Raw genomic sequence first — 15,790 nt, forward strand, 5'->3', positions numbered from 1 at the left:
AGACTTTTTTAAAGTATTTTAGCTGAAAGAATTCGTGCTATGATTTCAAAAAAGCAATTTAATAAGGAAATTGATATCATCATATCCAATGCTATTCGTGAGGACGTGGGTGACGGTGATCACAGTTCACTGGCTAGTATCCCTTACGATGCCACTGGTACTGCTAAATTATTGGTTAAGGACGAAGGTATCATTGCGGGTGTCGATTTTGCCCGTCAGGTTTTCGAATTTGTAGATCCCGGTCTAAAAATGGATATAAAGATCAACGATGGGGAAAGGGTACAATACGGTGATGTTAGTTTTTATGTTTCGGGACTGTCGCAATCTATTCTGAAAAGTGAACGCTTGGTACTTAATGCGATGCAACGCATGAGTGCCATTGCAACCAAAACCAGTGAGTATGTGAAACTTCTGGAAGGAACAAAAACCAAGATACTCGATACTCGTAAGACGACACCCGGAATAAGAGCACTTGAAAAATGGGCGGTTAAAATTGGGGGTGGGGAGAATCATCGGTTTGCCTTGTACGATATGATCATGCTAAAGGACAATCATATCGATTTCTGCGGAAGTGTTACTGAAGCCATTGCACAAACAAAGAGATATTTAGAGGAACATCGGCTGAATTTGAAGATCATCGTTGAAGCGAGAAATTTAAAGGAGATCGAAGAGATCCTAAAGGCCGGAGGGGTTTACAGGATCCTCATTGATAATTTTAATTACGAGGATACCAAGAAAGCTGTAGCACTAATAGGGGAAGCCTGTCTTACCGAATCCAGTGGTGGGATTACACTGGAAACCGCCCGCAAATATGCAGAATGTGGCGTAGATTATATATCCAGCGGTGCTTTAACACATTCGGTGCACAATATGGACCTAAGTTTAAAAGCAGTTTAATGCCTGAAACTGAATCTGAGGATACTAAATTTAAATTCCCGATCATCGGGAAGATCGTGACTCTGAGTAAACGGATAAAAATACCGGGTTCCAACGGACTGTCGCTTTACGATCTTATGGCTATTTATGGAACCGGTATTATCAAGGGTACCTTTTCATCGCGCGCAACATCAATTGCCTATAGTTTCTTTGTAGCGCTGTTTCCTTTTTTACTGTTTATTCTAAACTTAATCCCCTATATTCCTGTTGAAGGCTTTCAAACGCGATTCCTTATTTTTATTGAAGAATTGTTGCCACCTCAGACATCCGATTTCTTTTATCCGGTAATCGCAGATATTGCAGTAAACCCCAGAGGAAGCGGGCTCATCTCCTTTGTGATACTTTTAGCGTTGTTTCTTGCCGCCAATGGAGTAAATGCTATTTTCAGCGCCTTTGAGTATTCGTTCCATGTTACCATTAACAGAGGATTTTTCCGGCAGTATATGGTTGCTTTGGTTGTTTCTATCTTTTTGGCATTGTTGTTGTTAATTACGGTTGGTGTTATATTATACGGTGAAATCGTTATTAATGACCTCAAAGGAAAAGCTTATATTGTGAACGATCTGTTCTATATATCGGCCCTCCAGGTCACGATCTTTTTTATAATGATATACACCATAATTGCAACACTCTATTATTATGGAACCAAGGAAGGAAAGGAGTCGAAATTCTTTTCTGTAGGCGCTTTGGTGACCACTTTATTATTTTTGTTAACTACCTATTTGTTTGGGGTTTACATAAATAATTTTTCAAACTATAATGAGTTGTATGGCTCTATAGGTGCACTTTTGATCATGATGTTTTATATTTGGATCAATTCAAACCTATTGCTGCTTGGATTCGAATTGAATATTTCCCTGCAGCGACTTAAAGATAAATCGGAAACAAAACCTTAAACACTAATTTAATCGTATACTAATGAAAAATTTAATATTGCTTTTCGTCGCAGTGGTGACGGTAAACTTATCGGTTGCCCAAACTCAGGTTGGCGAAGTAACACTGCCTAACACGGCTAGTTTTGGAGGACAAGATCTTGTACTAAACGGTGCCGGGATCCGTAAAAAAGCACTGGTGCTAAAATTGTACTCCGGGGGGTTATATTTAACCAAAAAGAGCAGTGATGCAAAAAATATTGTGAATGCGGATGAGACTATGGCGATCAAACTGGTAATTACTTCAGGATTTGTTTCCAGTGAGGCTATGAGCGATGCTGTTCGGGAAGGATTTGATAATTCCATGAATGGAAATACATCGTCATTATCTTCAGAGATCGAAAAATTTATCGGTTTTTTCAGTGAAGAGATCGTTGAAGGAAATACCTTCGATATCACCTATCAAAAAGGAAAGGGCGTGGTTGCTTATAAAAACGGAAAGGAATTGGGAACGATCCCGGGAATGAAATTTAAAAAGGCACTCTTCGGAATATGGCTGGGAGATGACCCGGCCGACACTAAACTTAAAAAAGCTCTATTAGGCAAATAATATACTTATGAAAAAATATCTTTTAACTGCAATAGCTATAGTATCCGTTATGGTTTCCGCCTCGGCACAAGATGTCTTCGGAAAGTGGAAAACTATAGACGATAATACCGGTAAGGCAAAATCAATAGTAGAGATCTACGAAAGCAATGGAAAAGTCTACGGAAAAGTGGTCGAGATCCTGAATCCCGACCGTCAGCATGCAACCTGTACCGAATGTGAAGGCAAGGATAAGAACGCGCCTATAAAGGGATTGGTGATCATTAGAGGACTCGAAAAGGACGGTAGCGAATACAACGACGGACAAATACTCGATCCGGAAAATGGAAAGTTCTATAAATGCTATATAGAATTAGAGAATCCTAACAAACTGAAGGTTAGAGGGTATATTGGCTTTTCGCTCCTGGGAAGAACTCAGTATTGGGTTCGGGTAACCGAATAAATTGTTTATAATACTATCTAAAGGTCGCTCTGTAATTGAGCGGCCTTTTTTATTTTTATCTATTGAAAGTTGAAAAAGAGTATTTCATTTACCTAATCACTAATATCGAATTACAAACCACAAACCATAAACCAATTTGTATTTTATAGTTGTCATTCTTCCCATTCCTTTAAAGCAGACTTTTACGTATAACGTAAATAAAGATGAAGCCGGTTTTCTTAAGCAGGGCATGCGGGTTGCGGTTCCTTTCGGAAAGAAAAAAATATATACGGCAATTGTCTATCAGGTACACGATGTAGCGCCTCCGGCATACGAAACCAAGAGCATCGATCAGATCCTTGATGAAGAACCCATCATTACGCAAAAACAGTTAGAACATTGGCAATGGATGGCATCCTATTATATGTGTACGCTTGGAGAAGTTATCAAGGCAGCCTTGCCCGGTGCGTTCTTACTGGAGAGTGAAACCGTAATTCGGTTAAAAAAAGAGACTGCGGTTCAAGAGTCTGCCCTTCAGGATGATGAGTTTCTGGTTTTTGAAGCGTTGCAACATCAATCGTCATTGCATATAAATGATATTCGCTCCATACTCGACAGGAAAAATGTAGTAAAGGTCATTCAGCAGTTGCTCGATAAACAGATCATCGAAGTAGAAGAGGAGGTTTACGAGCAGTATACTCCTAAAATGAAACGCTATATAAAACTTGCTCCGTCATACACTTCCGAAGAAAATTTAAGAGCCTTATTGGATGATCTCAGCAGGGCTCCAAAGCAACGCGACCTATTAATGACCCTCTTTATGCTCAGTTCTCAGGCCAAACGACCTGTGGAATCGGTTGCCCTGCAGAAGCGGTCCGGTGCTTCGGCTTCAGTATTAAAATCCCTCATCGACAAGCAGATCCTGGAAGAATATTTTATTCAGCAGGATCGGGTAGTTTACGACGGTGAAGATACTTCAGAAGTAAAAAAATTAAATGAAGAGCAACAAATAGCACTATCGGAGATAGAGGCATCTTTTGAGGAATATGAAGTGAGTTTGCTTCACGGAGTAACCTCTAGTGGAAAGACGGAGATCTATGTTCAGCTTATTGCAGAGGTCATTAAGACGGGTAAGCAGGTTTTATATATGTTGCCCGAGATCGCGCTGACCACACAGCTAATAGGTAGACTTCAGCATTATTTTGGAGAAAAGGTTTCGGTGTATCATTCAAAATATACTTCCAACGAAAGAGTGGAAGTCTGGAACAACATATTGAGTTCTAAACCCAAGGCACAGATCGTTATTGGTGCCCGCTCTTCTTTGTTTTTACCATTTTCGGATTTGGGACTCATTATTGTAGATGAAGAACACGAGCCTTCATTTAAACAATACAATCCGTCACCCAGATATCACGGTCGCGATGCGGCCATAGTGCTTGCAGATTTTCATAAAGCCAAAACCCTATTGGGCTCGGCAACTCCTTCACTGGAAAGTTATTACAATGCTGTAACCCATAAATACGGATTGATCGAGCTCAAAAAGCGCTACGGCAATGTGTTGATGCCCGATATCGAATTGGTGGACATCAAGGAAAAACACCGGAAAAAGCAAATGACCGGTCATTTTAGCGACCGCTTGCTCGAAGCGATGCACGAAGCGCTTGATAATAAGGAACAAGTGCTTTTGTTTCAGAATCGCAGGGGATTTTCGCCTGTAATAGAGTGTACTACTTGCGGTGTTTCACCTCAGTGTCCTAATTGTGACGTTAGTTTGACCTACCATCAGTACAAAAATGAATTGCGATGTCATTATTGCGGGTATCATATTGCGATGTTACAATCCTGTATGGCCTGCGGAAGTGAAACCCTGGACGATAAAGGTTTTGGTACCGAACAGATAGAAACCGAACTTAACGCTTTATTTCCCGAACAGCGTATTGCCCGAATGGACCAGGATACCACCCGGGGAAAGCATGCCTATGCCAAGTTGATAGAAAAACTTGAAAATGCAGAGATTGATATACTAGTAGGAACACAGATGCTGGCGAAGGGACTCGATTTCAGAAATATTAGTCTGGTAGGTGTGATGAACGCCGATAACCTTCTTAATTTTCCCTATTTCAGGGCGCATGAACGAAGTTTTCAACTGCTGCAACAGGTTTCTGGTAGGGCAGGACGTACCAAAAAACGTGGGAAAGTGCTTATTCAAACCTATAATCCCTATCATCAGATCCTGCAGCAGGTAAGTACTAACGATTACAACGGGATGTTCAAGCAACAGGCCGAAGAGCGTTATCAGTATAAATATCCGCCACACTATCGCACCATAAAACTAACTTTCAGGGATAGAAACTTTTCTAAAATGCAGAAAGCCGCGGTGTGGTTTGGAAACGCCCTGGCTTCGGGTTTAAAAGAAAATGTGTTGGGTCCGGAGATCCCTCCGGTAGGGAGAATTAGGAATTTGTTTATTACCAATATACTCGTAAAAATCCCAAAAACACAATCCTTAGGGAAGACAAAGAAATATATTAAGAATGTAGAACGCAGTTTCAACGCGTTGAAGGATTTTTCAACCGTTAAACTAACCATCGATGTAGATAATTATTAAGTACGCATGCTGGCTGCAAGCGCTTCTGCCAGATCTGCTTTCCTGTTCCGACTCAGCGGTAATTGCTCCTGATCTAATTCGATCACTTTACTGTTGTATCGTTCAACCTTATCAAGATTCACGATATAGGATTTGTGAATTCGCAAAAAACGATCGTTTGGTAAAAGAGATTCAAAAGCCTTCATGGTCGATAATACCACTAAAGCATCGTGTTCGGTAACAAGTTTTACATAATCTCCTAGTGCTTCAATATAACGCAACTCGTTGAGGAATACTTTTCGCTTTTTAAGATTACTTTTTACGAAGATAAAATCTTCTTCGTCGAAGCCTTCATCATTTTTAAGCTTGTAATTTGTTATAGCCTTGTGTACGGCATTTAGAAAGCGTTCTTTTGAAATTGGTTTGCGGAGGTAATCTACCGCATCATAATCGAAGGCTTTAAAAGCATATTTGGTTTTTCCGGTTACAAAAATGATCTGTGGTTTGTTCATCAGATCATCCAAAAGGTCGAAACCGGAAAGAATAGGCATTTCAATATCCAAAAAGATCAGATCTATTTCGGTGTTGGCCAATCCCATCTTCGCTTCGATGGCGTTATTGTATTCTGCCACAAGATTTAAAGAGGGGTGATTCTCAATAAGCTTTACGATCGAAAGGCGTTGTAAAGTGGAATCATCTACGATTGCACATTTAAGAATTGGTTTATCCACGGTTGTAATAGATTATAATACAGCAATTATAGATAAAAAATCGATGAACTGCAAGTTTTTTTAACTTTTGTCCAAGAAAAAAGGTATTTTATCAAATTTCGTAAGAAAATTCCCGTAATATTTACTACTAAAAAGATCTCGATATTTAGGTTTGAATATTAGAATTAAAATAGTATTTTTGCACGCTCTTGGCAAAGTGCCAGAGTTTGAACATTTTAATTAAACTGATTTTTATGAATCATTATGAAACTGTTTTCATCTTAAATCCCGTTTTATCTGAAGAGCAGATAAAGGAAACAGTTAAGAAATACGAAGATATTCTTGTTTCTAAAGGTGCTAAGATGATATCCAAAGAGAATTGGGGGCTTAAAAAATTGGCCTATGCAATTCAACACAAAAAAAGTGGTTTTTACCATTTATTCGAGTTTACTGCTCCCGGCGATGCAGTGAATGAAGTGGAAGTGGCCTTTAGACGTGATGAGCGCATTATGCGTTACCTTACTGTGGCGCTTGACAAACATGCTATCGCATGGGCAGAAAAGAGAAGAACCCGTAACAAACAAACTGCGTAATCATGGCAACACTACAACAACAAGCAAAAGGAAAAAAGGACGGAGAGATCAGATATCTTACTCCGCTGAACATAGAGACTTCAAAGGCAAAGAAATATTGTCGTTTTAAAAAGTCGGGGATCAAGTATGTAGACTACAAAGACCCGGATTTTTTATTAAAGTTTGTTAATGAGCAAGGTAAGATCTTACCACGCAGACTTACAGGTACATCTTTGAAATACCAGCGTAAGGTTGCTGTTGCTGTAAAAAGAGCGCGTCATTTGGCTTTAATGCCTTATGTTGCCGATTTATTAAAATAAAAGCAGATAGGAAGATGGAACTTATATTAAAGAAAGACGTAGAAAACTTAGGCTTTGCAGATGACGTTGTCAATGTGAAGAACGGATACGGAAGAAACTTTTTAATTCCAAGAGGACATGCTGTACTGGCTACTCCTTCTGCTAAAAAGGTTCTTGCCGAAACTTTAAAGCAACGTGCTTATAAAGAGAAGAAAGTTATCGAAGACGCTCAAAAAGAAGCCGATAAATTAAACGGTTTGGAAATCAAAATATCTGCTAAGGCTGGTGAAGGGGACAAACTTTTTGGTTCGGTTACCAATGCCGATCTGGCAGACGCTCTTGAGAAGGAGAACGTTTCTATCGATAAGAAGTATATCGCCATTGCCGGTGGAAGCATAAAGCGTACCGGACAATACGAAGCGACTATTCGTTTCCACAGAGATGTGATCTCAGATTTCACATTCGACGTTGTTGCCGAAGCAAAATAATTACAGGATCAAACTGTATTTAAAAAACCTTTCTCGTTTCGGGGAAGGTTTTTTTGTTTAATATGAATTAAAAATTGAACGATTTCACCGTTAAAGTCAGTTCTCAGGGCCATGTGTTAATGCTCTCTGATTCTTTGAAACTCAATTCCCATGAAATACACCCGACTCACCCGCGAACAGTTAGACGAGCTTCATAAAGAATTTATAACCTTCCTGGCCACTCAGTCCATTACCGCTTCAGAGTGGCAGACCATCAAGGAGAAAAAACCCGAAGTCGCCGAAGAGGAGATCGATATTTTTAGTGATCTGGTTTGGGAAGGCGTACTTTCAAAAGCCGGCTTTCTCGAGAATATTTCGGCAAAACAATTGTTTCTGTTTAAACTGAATGAAGATACTATGGAACTTATCGCCCTTAAAATTCTTAAAGAAGGGATCGATATCACGACTTCAGAAGGATATCAGTGGCTTCAGCATAATTTTTCTTCAGATGAAGTCGAATTTTACACCGCCTCAAAGGAGTATTCCGAAGACAAACACCTTGATATTTTTAAACTAATTCAGCAAGGTGCCGTCATCACCAAAGGGGAGCTCTATCAATTCTTTGAAAAGATCTTATAAGATCCATCCGTTGTCACTACAAGTGCGGAGCAGAGTGAGGACAGATGCAAGAATCAAGAACCAAGAACCAAGATTCAAGAACCAAGAGAGGCAAGTCTGCTAAGACCAACTAGCTTTAATTGAAATATATATTAAAATAAATAATAAAGAATAGCTACTCATACCTCAAACTCTCAATAGGATCGAGCTTGGCGGCTTTGGAAGCCGGATAAGACCCGGCGATCACCGCAACGATAAAGGTGATGATGGTTGCCCATATCATGGCCGTCCACGGTAAACTGAAATCAAAGTCAAATATCTGCGAGATTCCAAATCCGGTAAGTACACCCAGAACGATGCCCAGGATACTTCCAAACTGACCAATAACTATGGTTTCCATAAAGAATTGCGTGGAAATGGTTGAACGCTTGGCGCCCAACGCCTTTCGTACCCCGATCTCCCGGGTACGCTCGGTCACCGAAACTAACATGATGTTCATCAATGCGATCGAAGACCCCAGTATGGTTATAATGCTGATGATCCATGCGGCCATTTCAAGCACGCCGGTAATCTCACCAATTCGGTTAATAAGATCATCACTGCGTTCTATTCCGAAATTATTCTCTTCCACCGGACTCAAGCGCCGTATATTCCTGAACGTGATGATCGCTTCATCCTGAGCCCCCTGCATCATCTCCTTATCGTCTACCTTCACACTGATGGTGTAATTGATGTTGGGCTGCGTATAGATACCGCGAGCCACTTGTATGGGGATGAGCACCTTAAGATCCTGATTGTTTCCGAAAGTAGAACCCTTGGATTCCAGCACCCCGATCACTTTAAATTTGACGCCTCGTACACTAATGGTCTTGTTTAACGGATTGTCGTCCTTAAAAAGACTTTTTAAAAAATCGGCTCCAATGATACATACCTTATTGTTGTTCTGAATATCGAAAAAGGTAAAGTTCCGGCCTTTATCTACCTCCGTACCGGTATTGTCGAGATAGTGTTCGTTCACTCCATACACCTGAACTTCCGGATCGGTCTTTTCGTTTTCAAACTTAACTTCGGCTGTCGTAGTTCCCACAAAGGAAATGGAAGTCTGGGAAAAAGGAAACTCAAACCGCTCCTCAAATTCCCTGATATTGTCGTAACTAATGATAGGATTTACCTTCTGCTTTTCACTTCCCTGTTGTCGCTGGGTTGAAAATTCGTAACGCTGAATATTAAACGTATTGGAACCCATGGAGGCAAAATTGGTAGAAATGGTATTCTCCAATGCCTTCACCGAGCTCAAAATACCCACCAGAGCCCAGATACCGATCCCGATGATAACTATAGTTAAGATCGTTCTAAGCAACTGACTCTTAATAGAATCCAGCGCAATTCTAACATTCTCCCTGAATAGTGAAAACATAAACCTGTCTAAAGTGTTTCTCGTTAGACTACAAACCTACTATAAAGTTACCATTATTTTATTTTTTTTTAGGGCGTTCCCTCCGCTTCGCTCCGGCAGGAGCTTGGCACGGGTCGGGCCTGTCTGCAGTCGCTAAAGCAAAAGCAGATCCCTTTCGCAAACCAACAAACGCTTAATTTTGCTGTGAATTCGTTTAGAAATTGTGATATTTGTGGAGGATAGTGAGCAGTGAGCGGTGAGCAGTAGGCAGTAGGCAATATGCTTAAGAAGTTCAAAGCTTTAGAATTAAAGACCGATGACTGAAGACCGAAGCAGGAAGCATGTAGCATCAATTGCAAATAACATGCAACCCGCAACTTGAAACCGGGATGCAGTGGGCAGTGAGCAGTATGAATCAAGAGACATGAACCAAGAGTCAGGAACCAAGAGCCAAGAGTCAGGAACCAAGAGTCTAGAGTCAAGAATTTAAAGAATAATATCCTTTACTCTAAATAATTTGAATAAATAATATTAATAAAGAATAACCAATACATTGAAAAAGCCCGGAATTCCTAAAGGTACACGTGATTTTTCTCCACAGGAAGTACTTAAGCGCAATTATATCATGCAAACCATCAAGGATTGCTTTACCACCTATGGGTTCCAACCCATTGAGACCCCGTCCTTCGAGAACAGCGATACCCTCATGGGAAAATACGGGGAAGAAGGGGACCGGCTTATCTTTAAGATCCTAAATAGTGGGGATTATCTCAGTAAGGTAAATGAGGAATTATACGCAGCACGTGACAGCAACAAACTCACCTCCAAGATCTCCGAAAAGGCCCTGCGCTACGACCTTACCGTACCCTTTGCTCGTTATGTGGTACAGCACCAGAATGAGATAGAGTTTCCGTTTAAACGCTACCAGATCCAACCGGTTTGGCGCGCAGACCGTCCTCAAAAAGGACGATTCAGAGAATTTTTCCAATGTGATGCCGATGTGGTAGGTTCAACTTCCCTGTGGCAGGAAGTGGAACTGGTGCAACTGTACGACGCTGTATTCAGTAAACTCAATTTAAACGGTGTTGTAATTAAACTTAACAACCGTAAGATCCTTAGCGGGATCGCGCAGGTGATAGGTGCCGAGGATAAGCTTATCGATTTTACGGTGGCATTAGACAAGCTCGATAAGATAGGCGAGGAGGGCGTTAAAAAGGAAATGCGGGAAAAAGGGGTCTCTGAAGATGCCATTAAAAAAGTACAACCCTTATTCGATTCGGTAGGCGATGCTTCACAAAAACTGGATATGCTACGTGAGCTTCTGGGAACTTCAGAAACCGGTCTGCAGGGTGTTTCGGAATTGGAGTTCATCACCAAAACCATAAAAAACCTAGGCCTGCAAACCGCTACGCTGGAGATCGATGTTACTCTCGCACGCGGACTCAACTACTATACCGGAGCTATTTTTGAGGTTGCCGCCCCTTTCGAAGTAAAAATGGGAAGCATAGGCGGCGGCGGAAGGTACGATGACCTTACGGGTATCTTCGGACTTAAGAACATGAGTGGGGTAGGGATTTCCTTTGGGCTTGACCGAATCTATCTGGTGCTGGAAGAGCTCCATCTTTTTCCTGAAACCGTTTCTGAAAATACCAAAGTCTTGTTTATTAATTTTGGTGAACATGAAGCCTTGTACGCCATGAAAGCGATTACAAAATTACGGCAACAGGGTATTCCCGCCGAGCTGTACCCGGACACAGCCAAGATGGGCAAACAAATGGGACATGCCGATAAGCGCAACATTCCCTATGTGGTCCTCGCCGGAGAAGCAGAGATGAGTGCACAAACCTATACGCTAAAAAATATGAAAACAGGTGACCAGGAACAGCTTGATCTTAAGGCGTTGAGTGGGAGGTTGGGATACTGAAGTTAATTATAAGGTGTAGATAATAATTTGTAAAACTTAATTTAAGATATGAACCTTCTTTCAAAAAATGTTTCATACGGCATAATTGCTCTAACTTTTTGTTTTTGTTCTTGTAATAATGAAGATGACGTGAACTTAAGCGATTCAGTATCAGGTAAACTAGTGTCAATTACTTCAAATGTTGCTGATTTGGATGCTCAAGATCCTTCCGATTATATAAATCAATTTGAGTATTCAAATCAAAAATTAGAAAATTGGCACTACGCGATCGGTCAAATGGGATTAATTACTAATATTTTTTATAATGATGATCTAATTTCAGAAATCTACTATGGAACCGGTATAGAAAATCTTGGTTATCAATTTCAATATGATGAGTCATCAAACCTAATTCGAATATCAGGATCTGAGGTTAACCTCATTTTTGATTATACAATAGAATATAACGGAAATCAAGCCATCTTAAATGATCAACTTGGTTCTGAAAATATTATCGTATTTCTTACGCAAGAAAATAAGATATCCAAATTTACATATGATGATGGAGTGGAAGTCGAATTCAACTATAATAATGGTAATTTAAGATCCATTAAACGAAATGATACGAATAATAATGTTGTTTGGGAAGTCACTTATACACACGATAATTTCAAGAATCCTTACTCGAACGACTCATTTAAAAATCTTGCAAGTGTGTTTCAGTGGATATCAGTGTGTGGCAATTCAGATCAATTTTTAAGAACAAAAGAATTTCTTATTCTCCAAAACAAAAATAATATTACCAATGTTGATTTTGATGGTCAAAGTCCTAACCAATATTTTATAAAGGATCAATCATATCAATATACATATTATCAAAATGGATATCCAGCAACAAAACATTTAGTCGATCTAGATTCGTCCATTGAGTATATTTACGAATAACCCACTCAAACTATTGCCAACAACGGCTATCGCAAAGTACTACTGTTGAGTAATTTGATTGGGCTTTCTTCAAAAGTGTTATCTTAACTTCTGAAAAGACAAATTAACGGCACATTCGATGTCGCTGAATCGCACTCATTGCTTGCGAAGCTTCAACACCACCTGAGGGTCGGGTTAGGTACCGCTTCACAATTGTCAAAGATCTCACGAAGCGATAGCCAACATAATTAATAAATAATTTAATCAAGATGGAAGTTACAGCCGAAAAAAATGAAAATGTTGCCAAAATGGTATTTGCTTCTATTTATCCACACTATCTGAATAGATTGGAAAAAAACGGAAGAACTAAAGAAGAACTCGATCAGGTAATTGAATGGTTTACAGGGTTTGACCGGGATGAGTTACAATCTCTTATTGATGAAAAGGCTAGCTTCGGAACATTTTTTAAAAAGGCTAACATACATCCAAATGCCCATTTGATCAAAGGAGTTGTTTGTGGTTATCGTATTGAAGAAATTGAGGATGAATTCGAGGTGTATAAACAATGCAGACGTATGGAAAAGCTGATTGACGAATTGGCAAGAGGTCGTAAAATGGAGAAAATTTTACGGAAAGAATCAAATTAGCCGCGAATCATCATGATCACAATACATATCTTTAGAGAAAACAACCATCAATGATCAAATTCTTTAGACGGATACGACAGCAGCTACTATCTGAAAACAAATTCAGCAAATACCTTTTGTATGCCCTTGGAGAAATCGTATTGGTGGTTATTGGGATTTTAATTGCTCTTCAAATTAATAATTGGAATCAGGCCCAAAAGGACCTCAAACTTGAAAACAATTATTATTGCAGGATCCTAGAAGATTTTGAACTTGATCGTACACTAATATCAAATTCGATTCTAGAAGTTGAAAATAAAATTGTCGTTTCAAAACAATTAATAATAGATATGCATAGATCCGATAAGGATAAGAATACATTATTGAATGAATGGCTTAAATCCATACGTCTGGAAGTCTATGTGCCAAGAAAAGTAGCGTTTCAAGACCTAACCACCTCCGGAAATCTCAGGCTCTTAAATAATCTGGAATTAAAAAATAGCCTATCGCAATATTATAGCAACTTGGAAAATTTATTAAAACAGATTAACCAAAACAGAGATGAATTGGTGCAGAGATCGTATCCTGTCGATGCCACTGGATTTGGGGTTCAGGAATTCGAATATGTAAAAAATTCAATTGGAAAAGATGTCTATGATCTATTACCAAAACTAGATTGGATACATGATACCAACCACGAATATTTTAAGAAATTCCAGAGTGATTTGGTGTTTAATATTGCCATGTACGAACGTCACAAACAGCATTTGAAAAGAATTTTACAAGAGATGGAAACACCATACGAAAAACTAAAGGAAACCTGTACTTAGTTGCCTAAAGGGCCAATTAATGTACATCAATATAGATTTCATTGAATTTATTCATCATGTCGATGTTTCCAAGCATCACGATTTCGGCGCCCGCGGGAAGTTCTGTCGCTGCCGATAATAGTGTGAGGACTTTCGAATTTTCCTTGATGGCGATCACCGTTAACCCTGTTTTTGCACCTATTCCGGATTCTGCCAGTGACTTGCCTGCCAATCGTTGAGGGATCCCGGTCCGAAATAACATAATTCCCTCGCCAAGTACATTTAGCTCCTGCCCCTTAGCAATGGAGAGTACTGCTTCCGAACCTAAGGTACCATAGCTCAAAACAAAATTAGCACCGGCTCTTAGGATAATATTTATATTCCTTGCCTCCGATATTCGGCTAACAATTCGCAATTCCTTGTTTAACTGACGACAATAGGAGGCCAGATAAATATTCATAGTATCATCATTGGTAGACAATACGATGGAAGGTGATTCCAATATTCCTGCTTTAATTAATAGATCGTAGTCTGATGCCCGACCCTGAAACACCTTATGGCATAACGGCCTTGCTCTTTCGCAAATTTCCGGATCTTTATCTATGAGATTTACGAGAATACCATTCTTATGCAAGGATTCTGCCACGGCTATTCCCACTTTTCCACCGCCTATCAATAAAACCGGATTAGGGTTTATGTTATAGTCTTGGAAGAGTTCGTCGACATTTTCAAGTTGATCCTTGTTCCCTATTAAAATTAAAACGCTTTCATATGTTAGTTTTAAATCACTTTGTACTGGTTTTAATCTGCCTCTTTCGTTTATAGCCACAATACTGACCCCGAATTTTTGACGTAAGCCAGTTTCCCGTATCGTTTTTGAAACAAGAGGTGTATTAAGCACAGGTAATTCGGCGATAAATAGATCTTCGTATTGACCAATTGGTTGAGATCGTGCATGTCGGGCATTGACTCTGTTGGCCAATTGTTCTCCAAGCCATCTTTTAAGAGGTAAAACGTGATCGGCACCACTCAATTCCTGAACATCAATAGACTCATTATCTGTTGCAATCGCTACTATAGGTACAGAAGGAGCTATTTCACGAATAATAAGAATGATTTTAGTATTTAATATGTCATCTCTGTTAACAACGATTAGTTTGGCAACCTTTATGTTCGCGTTGATGTAGGTGTCTTTATTGTCCAATTCACCGAGTACAATCGGAACACCCTCATCAAGATATTGAAGTGCTGTGGCCAGGTCATTTTCTAGTACGAAATATGGCGTCTTTTCTTGATCGAATCGTTCAGAAAGATCTCTTGCTATCACATCATAGGAGCACAGTAAAATATGACCGGTTACACCGGGACTTAATTGTCTTGGAACCCTTTTATTACTTTGAGACTTAAGGAAAGGAATATAAAAATGTCTTATAAAGGCAAATGGGAGAACGATCAGTAACATGACAATTCCGGAAAGCAATACCACAATACTGAATAATCGACCGATATCAGACTGAAAGGTGATATCTCCAAAACCCAAGGTACTCATTACAGTAAGTGTCCAGTAAAATCCAGTGATCCACGAGTGATCCTGGCCTTCAACCTTTACCATTATAATGTGGAAAAGCATGGAATAGATCGAGATAACCACACCCAAAAGAATCACGTACTTAAGAAGTAATCTGGAGTTTCTTTTAAAGTCTTTGTCATTCAAATAATATGCTAACTGACTACCGACAAATTTCATGGCCCTTGTTGCTAAAAAATGATTATTACGCTCCCATTGTGGATACAAAACATACAATTTACGCCATGTTTTTCTTACTGCAAGGACAAAATTTGATTTAAATTTACTTTAGAAAAAAAGAGAATTATTTAGCAGACCGTCTGTATTTCCATTTTCTAATGGAGAAAGTAATGGTTACTGTACATTTCAATGGAAGTACAAAATCTGATCAAACAAGATAAATAGTAAGTGGGGAGGTCCGATATATTTTCGGAGGCTATTACCATTGTTACCGGTTCACATGCCAGTTCGATGGA

At 39.5% G+C, this 15,790-nt stretch carries 16 protein-coding genes; 13 read left to right on the forward strand and 3 right to left on the reverse strand.

Features of this window, described 5'->3' with window-relative positions:
* Positions 1–39: 39 nt before the first annotated feature.
* The 5 genes from nadC to priA all read left to right on the forward strand — a co-directional run bounded on the left by nadC (position 40) and on the right by priA (position 5,444).
* Positions 40–897, forward strand: coding sequence for a carboxylating nicotinate-nucleotide diphosphorylase (gene nadC, locus ALE3EI_RS10070; protein ID WP_186988279.1), 858 nt, complete (start codon positions 40–42; stop codon positions 895–897).
* Positions 897–1,832: a YihY/virulence factor BrkB family protein gene (locus tag ALE3EI_RS10075; protein ID WP_186988281.1), complete on the forward strand. Its 936-nt coding sequence runs from the start codon at positions 897–899 to the stop codon at positions 1,830–1,832. Before nadC ends, ALE3EI_RS10075 begins: the two co-directional genes overlap by 1 nt.
* A 22-nt stretch (positions 1,833–1,854) precedes the next feature.
* Positions 1,855–2,418, forward strand: coding sequence for a chalcone isomerase family protein (locus tag ALE3EI_RS10080; RefSeq protein ID WP_186988283.1), 564 nt, complete (start codon positions 1,855–1,857; stop codon positions 2,416–2,418).
* A gap of 7 nt (positions 2,419–2,425) precedes the next feature.
* Positions 2,426–2,857, forward strand: coding sequence for a DUF2147 domain-containing protein (locus tag ALE3EI_RS10085; RefSeq protein WP_186988285.1), 432 nt, complete (start codon positions 2,426–2,428; stop codon positions 2,855–2,857).
* A 136-nt stretch (positions 2,858–2,993) separates the two neighbouring features.
* Positions 2,994–5,444, forward strand: coding sequence for a replication restart helicase PriA (priA, locus tag ALE3EI_RS10090; RefSeq protein WP_186988287.1), 2,451 nt, complete (start codon positions 2,994–2,996; stop codon positions 5,442–5,444).
* Here the strand turns inward: priA and ALE3EI_RS10095 are convergent.
* Positions 5,441–6,154 (reverse strand): LytR/AlgR family response regulator transcription factor, encoded by a 714-nt coding sequence (locus ALE3EI_RS10095; RefSeq protein ID WP_186988289.1) that lies wholly within the window; start codon positions 6,152–6,154, stop codon positions 5,441–5,443. The two genes, priA and ALE3EI_RS10095, sit on opposite strands and share 4 nt — an antisense overlap.
* Positions 6,155–6,387: 233 nt before the next feature.
* On the opposite strand from ALE3EI_RS10095, the gene rpsF reads away from it, so the two are divergent.
* The 4 genes from rpsF to ALE3EI_RS10115 all read left to right on the forward strand — a co-directional run bounded on the left by rpsF (position 6,388) and on the right by ALE3EI_RS10115 (position 8,110).
* The gene (gene rpsF, locus ALE3EI_RS10100) at positions 6,388–6,726 is read left to right on the forward strand and encodes a 30S ribosomal protein S6 (RefSeq protein ID WP_186988291.1); all 339 of its coding nucleotides are present in this window, start codon (positions 6,388–6,390) and stop codon (positions 6,724–6,726) included.
* A gap of 2 nt (positions 6,727–6,728) precedes the next feature.
* Positions 6,729–7,025, forward strand: coding sequence for a 30S ribosomal protein S18 (rpsR, locus tag ALE3EI_RS10105; RefSeq protein ID WP_034258573.1), 297 nt, complete (start codon positions 6,729–6,731; stop codon positions 7,023–7,025).
* 14 nt (positions 7,026–7,039) lie between these two features.
* A complete protein-coding gene (rplI, locus tag ALE3EI_RS10110; RefSeq protein ID WP_186988293.1) occupies positions 7,040–7,492 on the forward strand; it encodes a 50S ribosomal protein L9 in 453 nt (150 codons plus the stop codon).
* A gap of 150 nt (positions 7,493–7,642) precedes the next feature.
* A complete protein-coding gene (locus ALE3EI_RS10115) occupies positions 7,643–8,110 on the forward strand; it encodes a DUF6495 family protein (RefSeq protein ID WP_186988295.1) in 468 nt (155 codons plus the stop codon).
* A 154-nt stretch (positions 8,111–8,264) separates the two neighbouring features.
* On the opposite strand, the gene ALE3EI_RS10120 is transcribed toward ALE3EI_RS10115, so the two are convergent.
* Positions 8,265–9,506, reverse strand: a complete 1,242-nt coding sequence (locus ALE3EI_RS10120) for an ABC transporter permease (RefSeq protein ID WP_186988297.1) — start codon at positions 9,504–9,506, stop codon at positions 8,265–8,267.
* A gap of 532 nt (positions 9,507–10,038) precedes the next feature.
* On the opposite strand from ALE3EI_RS10120, the gene hisS reads away from it, so the two are divergent.
* From hisS to ALE3EI_RS10140, 4 genes are all read left to right on the forward strand, one after another.
* Positions 10,039–11,409: a histidine--tRNA ligase gene (gene hisS / locus ALE3EI_RS10125; RefSeq protein ID WP_186988299.1), complete on the forward strand. Its 1,371-nt coding sequence runs from the start codon at positions 10,039–10,041 to the stop codon at positions 11,407–11,409.
* Between the two features lie 48 nt (positions 11,410–11,457).
* Complete coding sequence (locus tag ALE3EI_RS10130) at positions 11,458–12,333, forward strand: hypothetical protein (RefSeq protein WP_186988301.1); 876 nt, start codon at positions 11,458–11,460, stop codon at positions 12,331–12,333.
* 248 nt (positions 12,334–12,581) lie between these two features.
* The gene (locus ALE3EI_RS10135) at positions 12,582–12,959 is read left to right on the forward strand and encodes a DUF2200 domain-containing protein (protein ID WP_186988303.1); all 378 of its coding nucleotides are present in this window, start codon (positions 12,582–12,584) and stop codon (positions 12,957–12,959) included.
* 50 nt (positions 12,960–13,009) lie between these two features.
* Positions 13,010–13,768, forward strand: a complete 759-nt coding sequence (locus ALE3EI_RS10140; protein ID WP_186988305.1) for a DUF6090 family protein — start codon at positions 13,010–13,012, stop codon at positions 13,766–13,768.
* 16 nt (positions 13,769–13,784) lie between these two features.
* On the opposite strand, the gene ALE3EI_RS10145 is transcribed toward ALE3EI_RS10140, so the two are convergent.
* The gene (locus ALE3EI_RS10145) at positions 13,785–15,494 is read right to left on the reverse strand and encodes a potassium channel family protein (protein WP_186988307.1); all 1,710 of its coding nucleotides are present in this window, start codon (positions 15,492–15,494) and stop codon (positions 13,785–13,787) included.
* Positions 15,495–15,790: the final 296 nt, after the last annotated feature.

This window comes from Constantimarinum furrinae (genome assembly GCF_014295415.1).
Classification (GTDB): domain Bacteria; phylum Bacteroidota; class Bacteroidia; order Flavobacteriales; family Flavobacteriaceae; genus Constantimarinum; species Constantimarinum furrinae.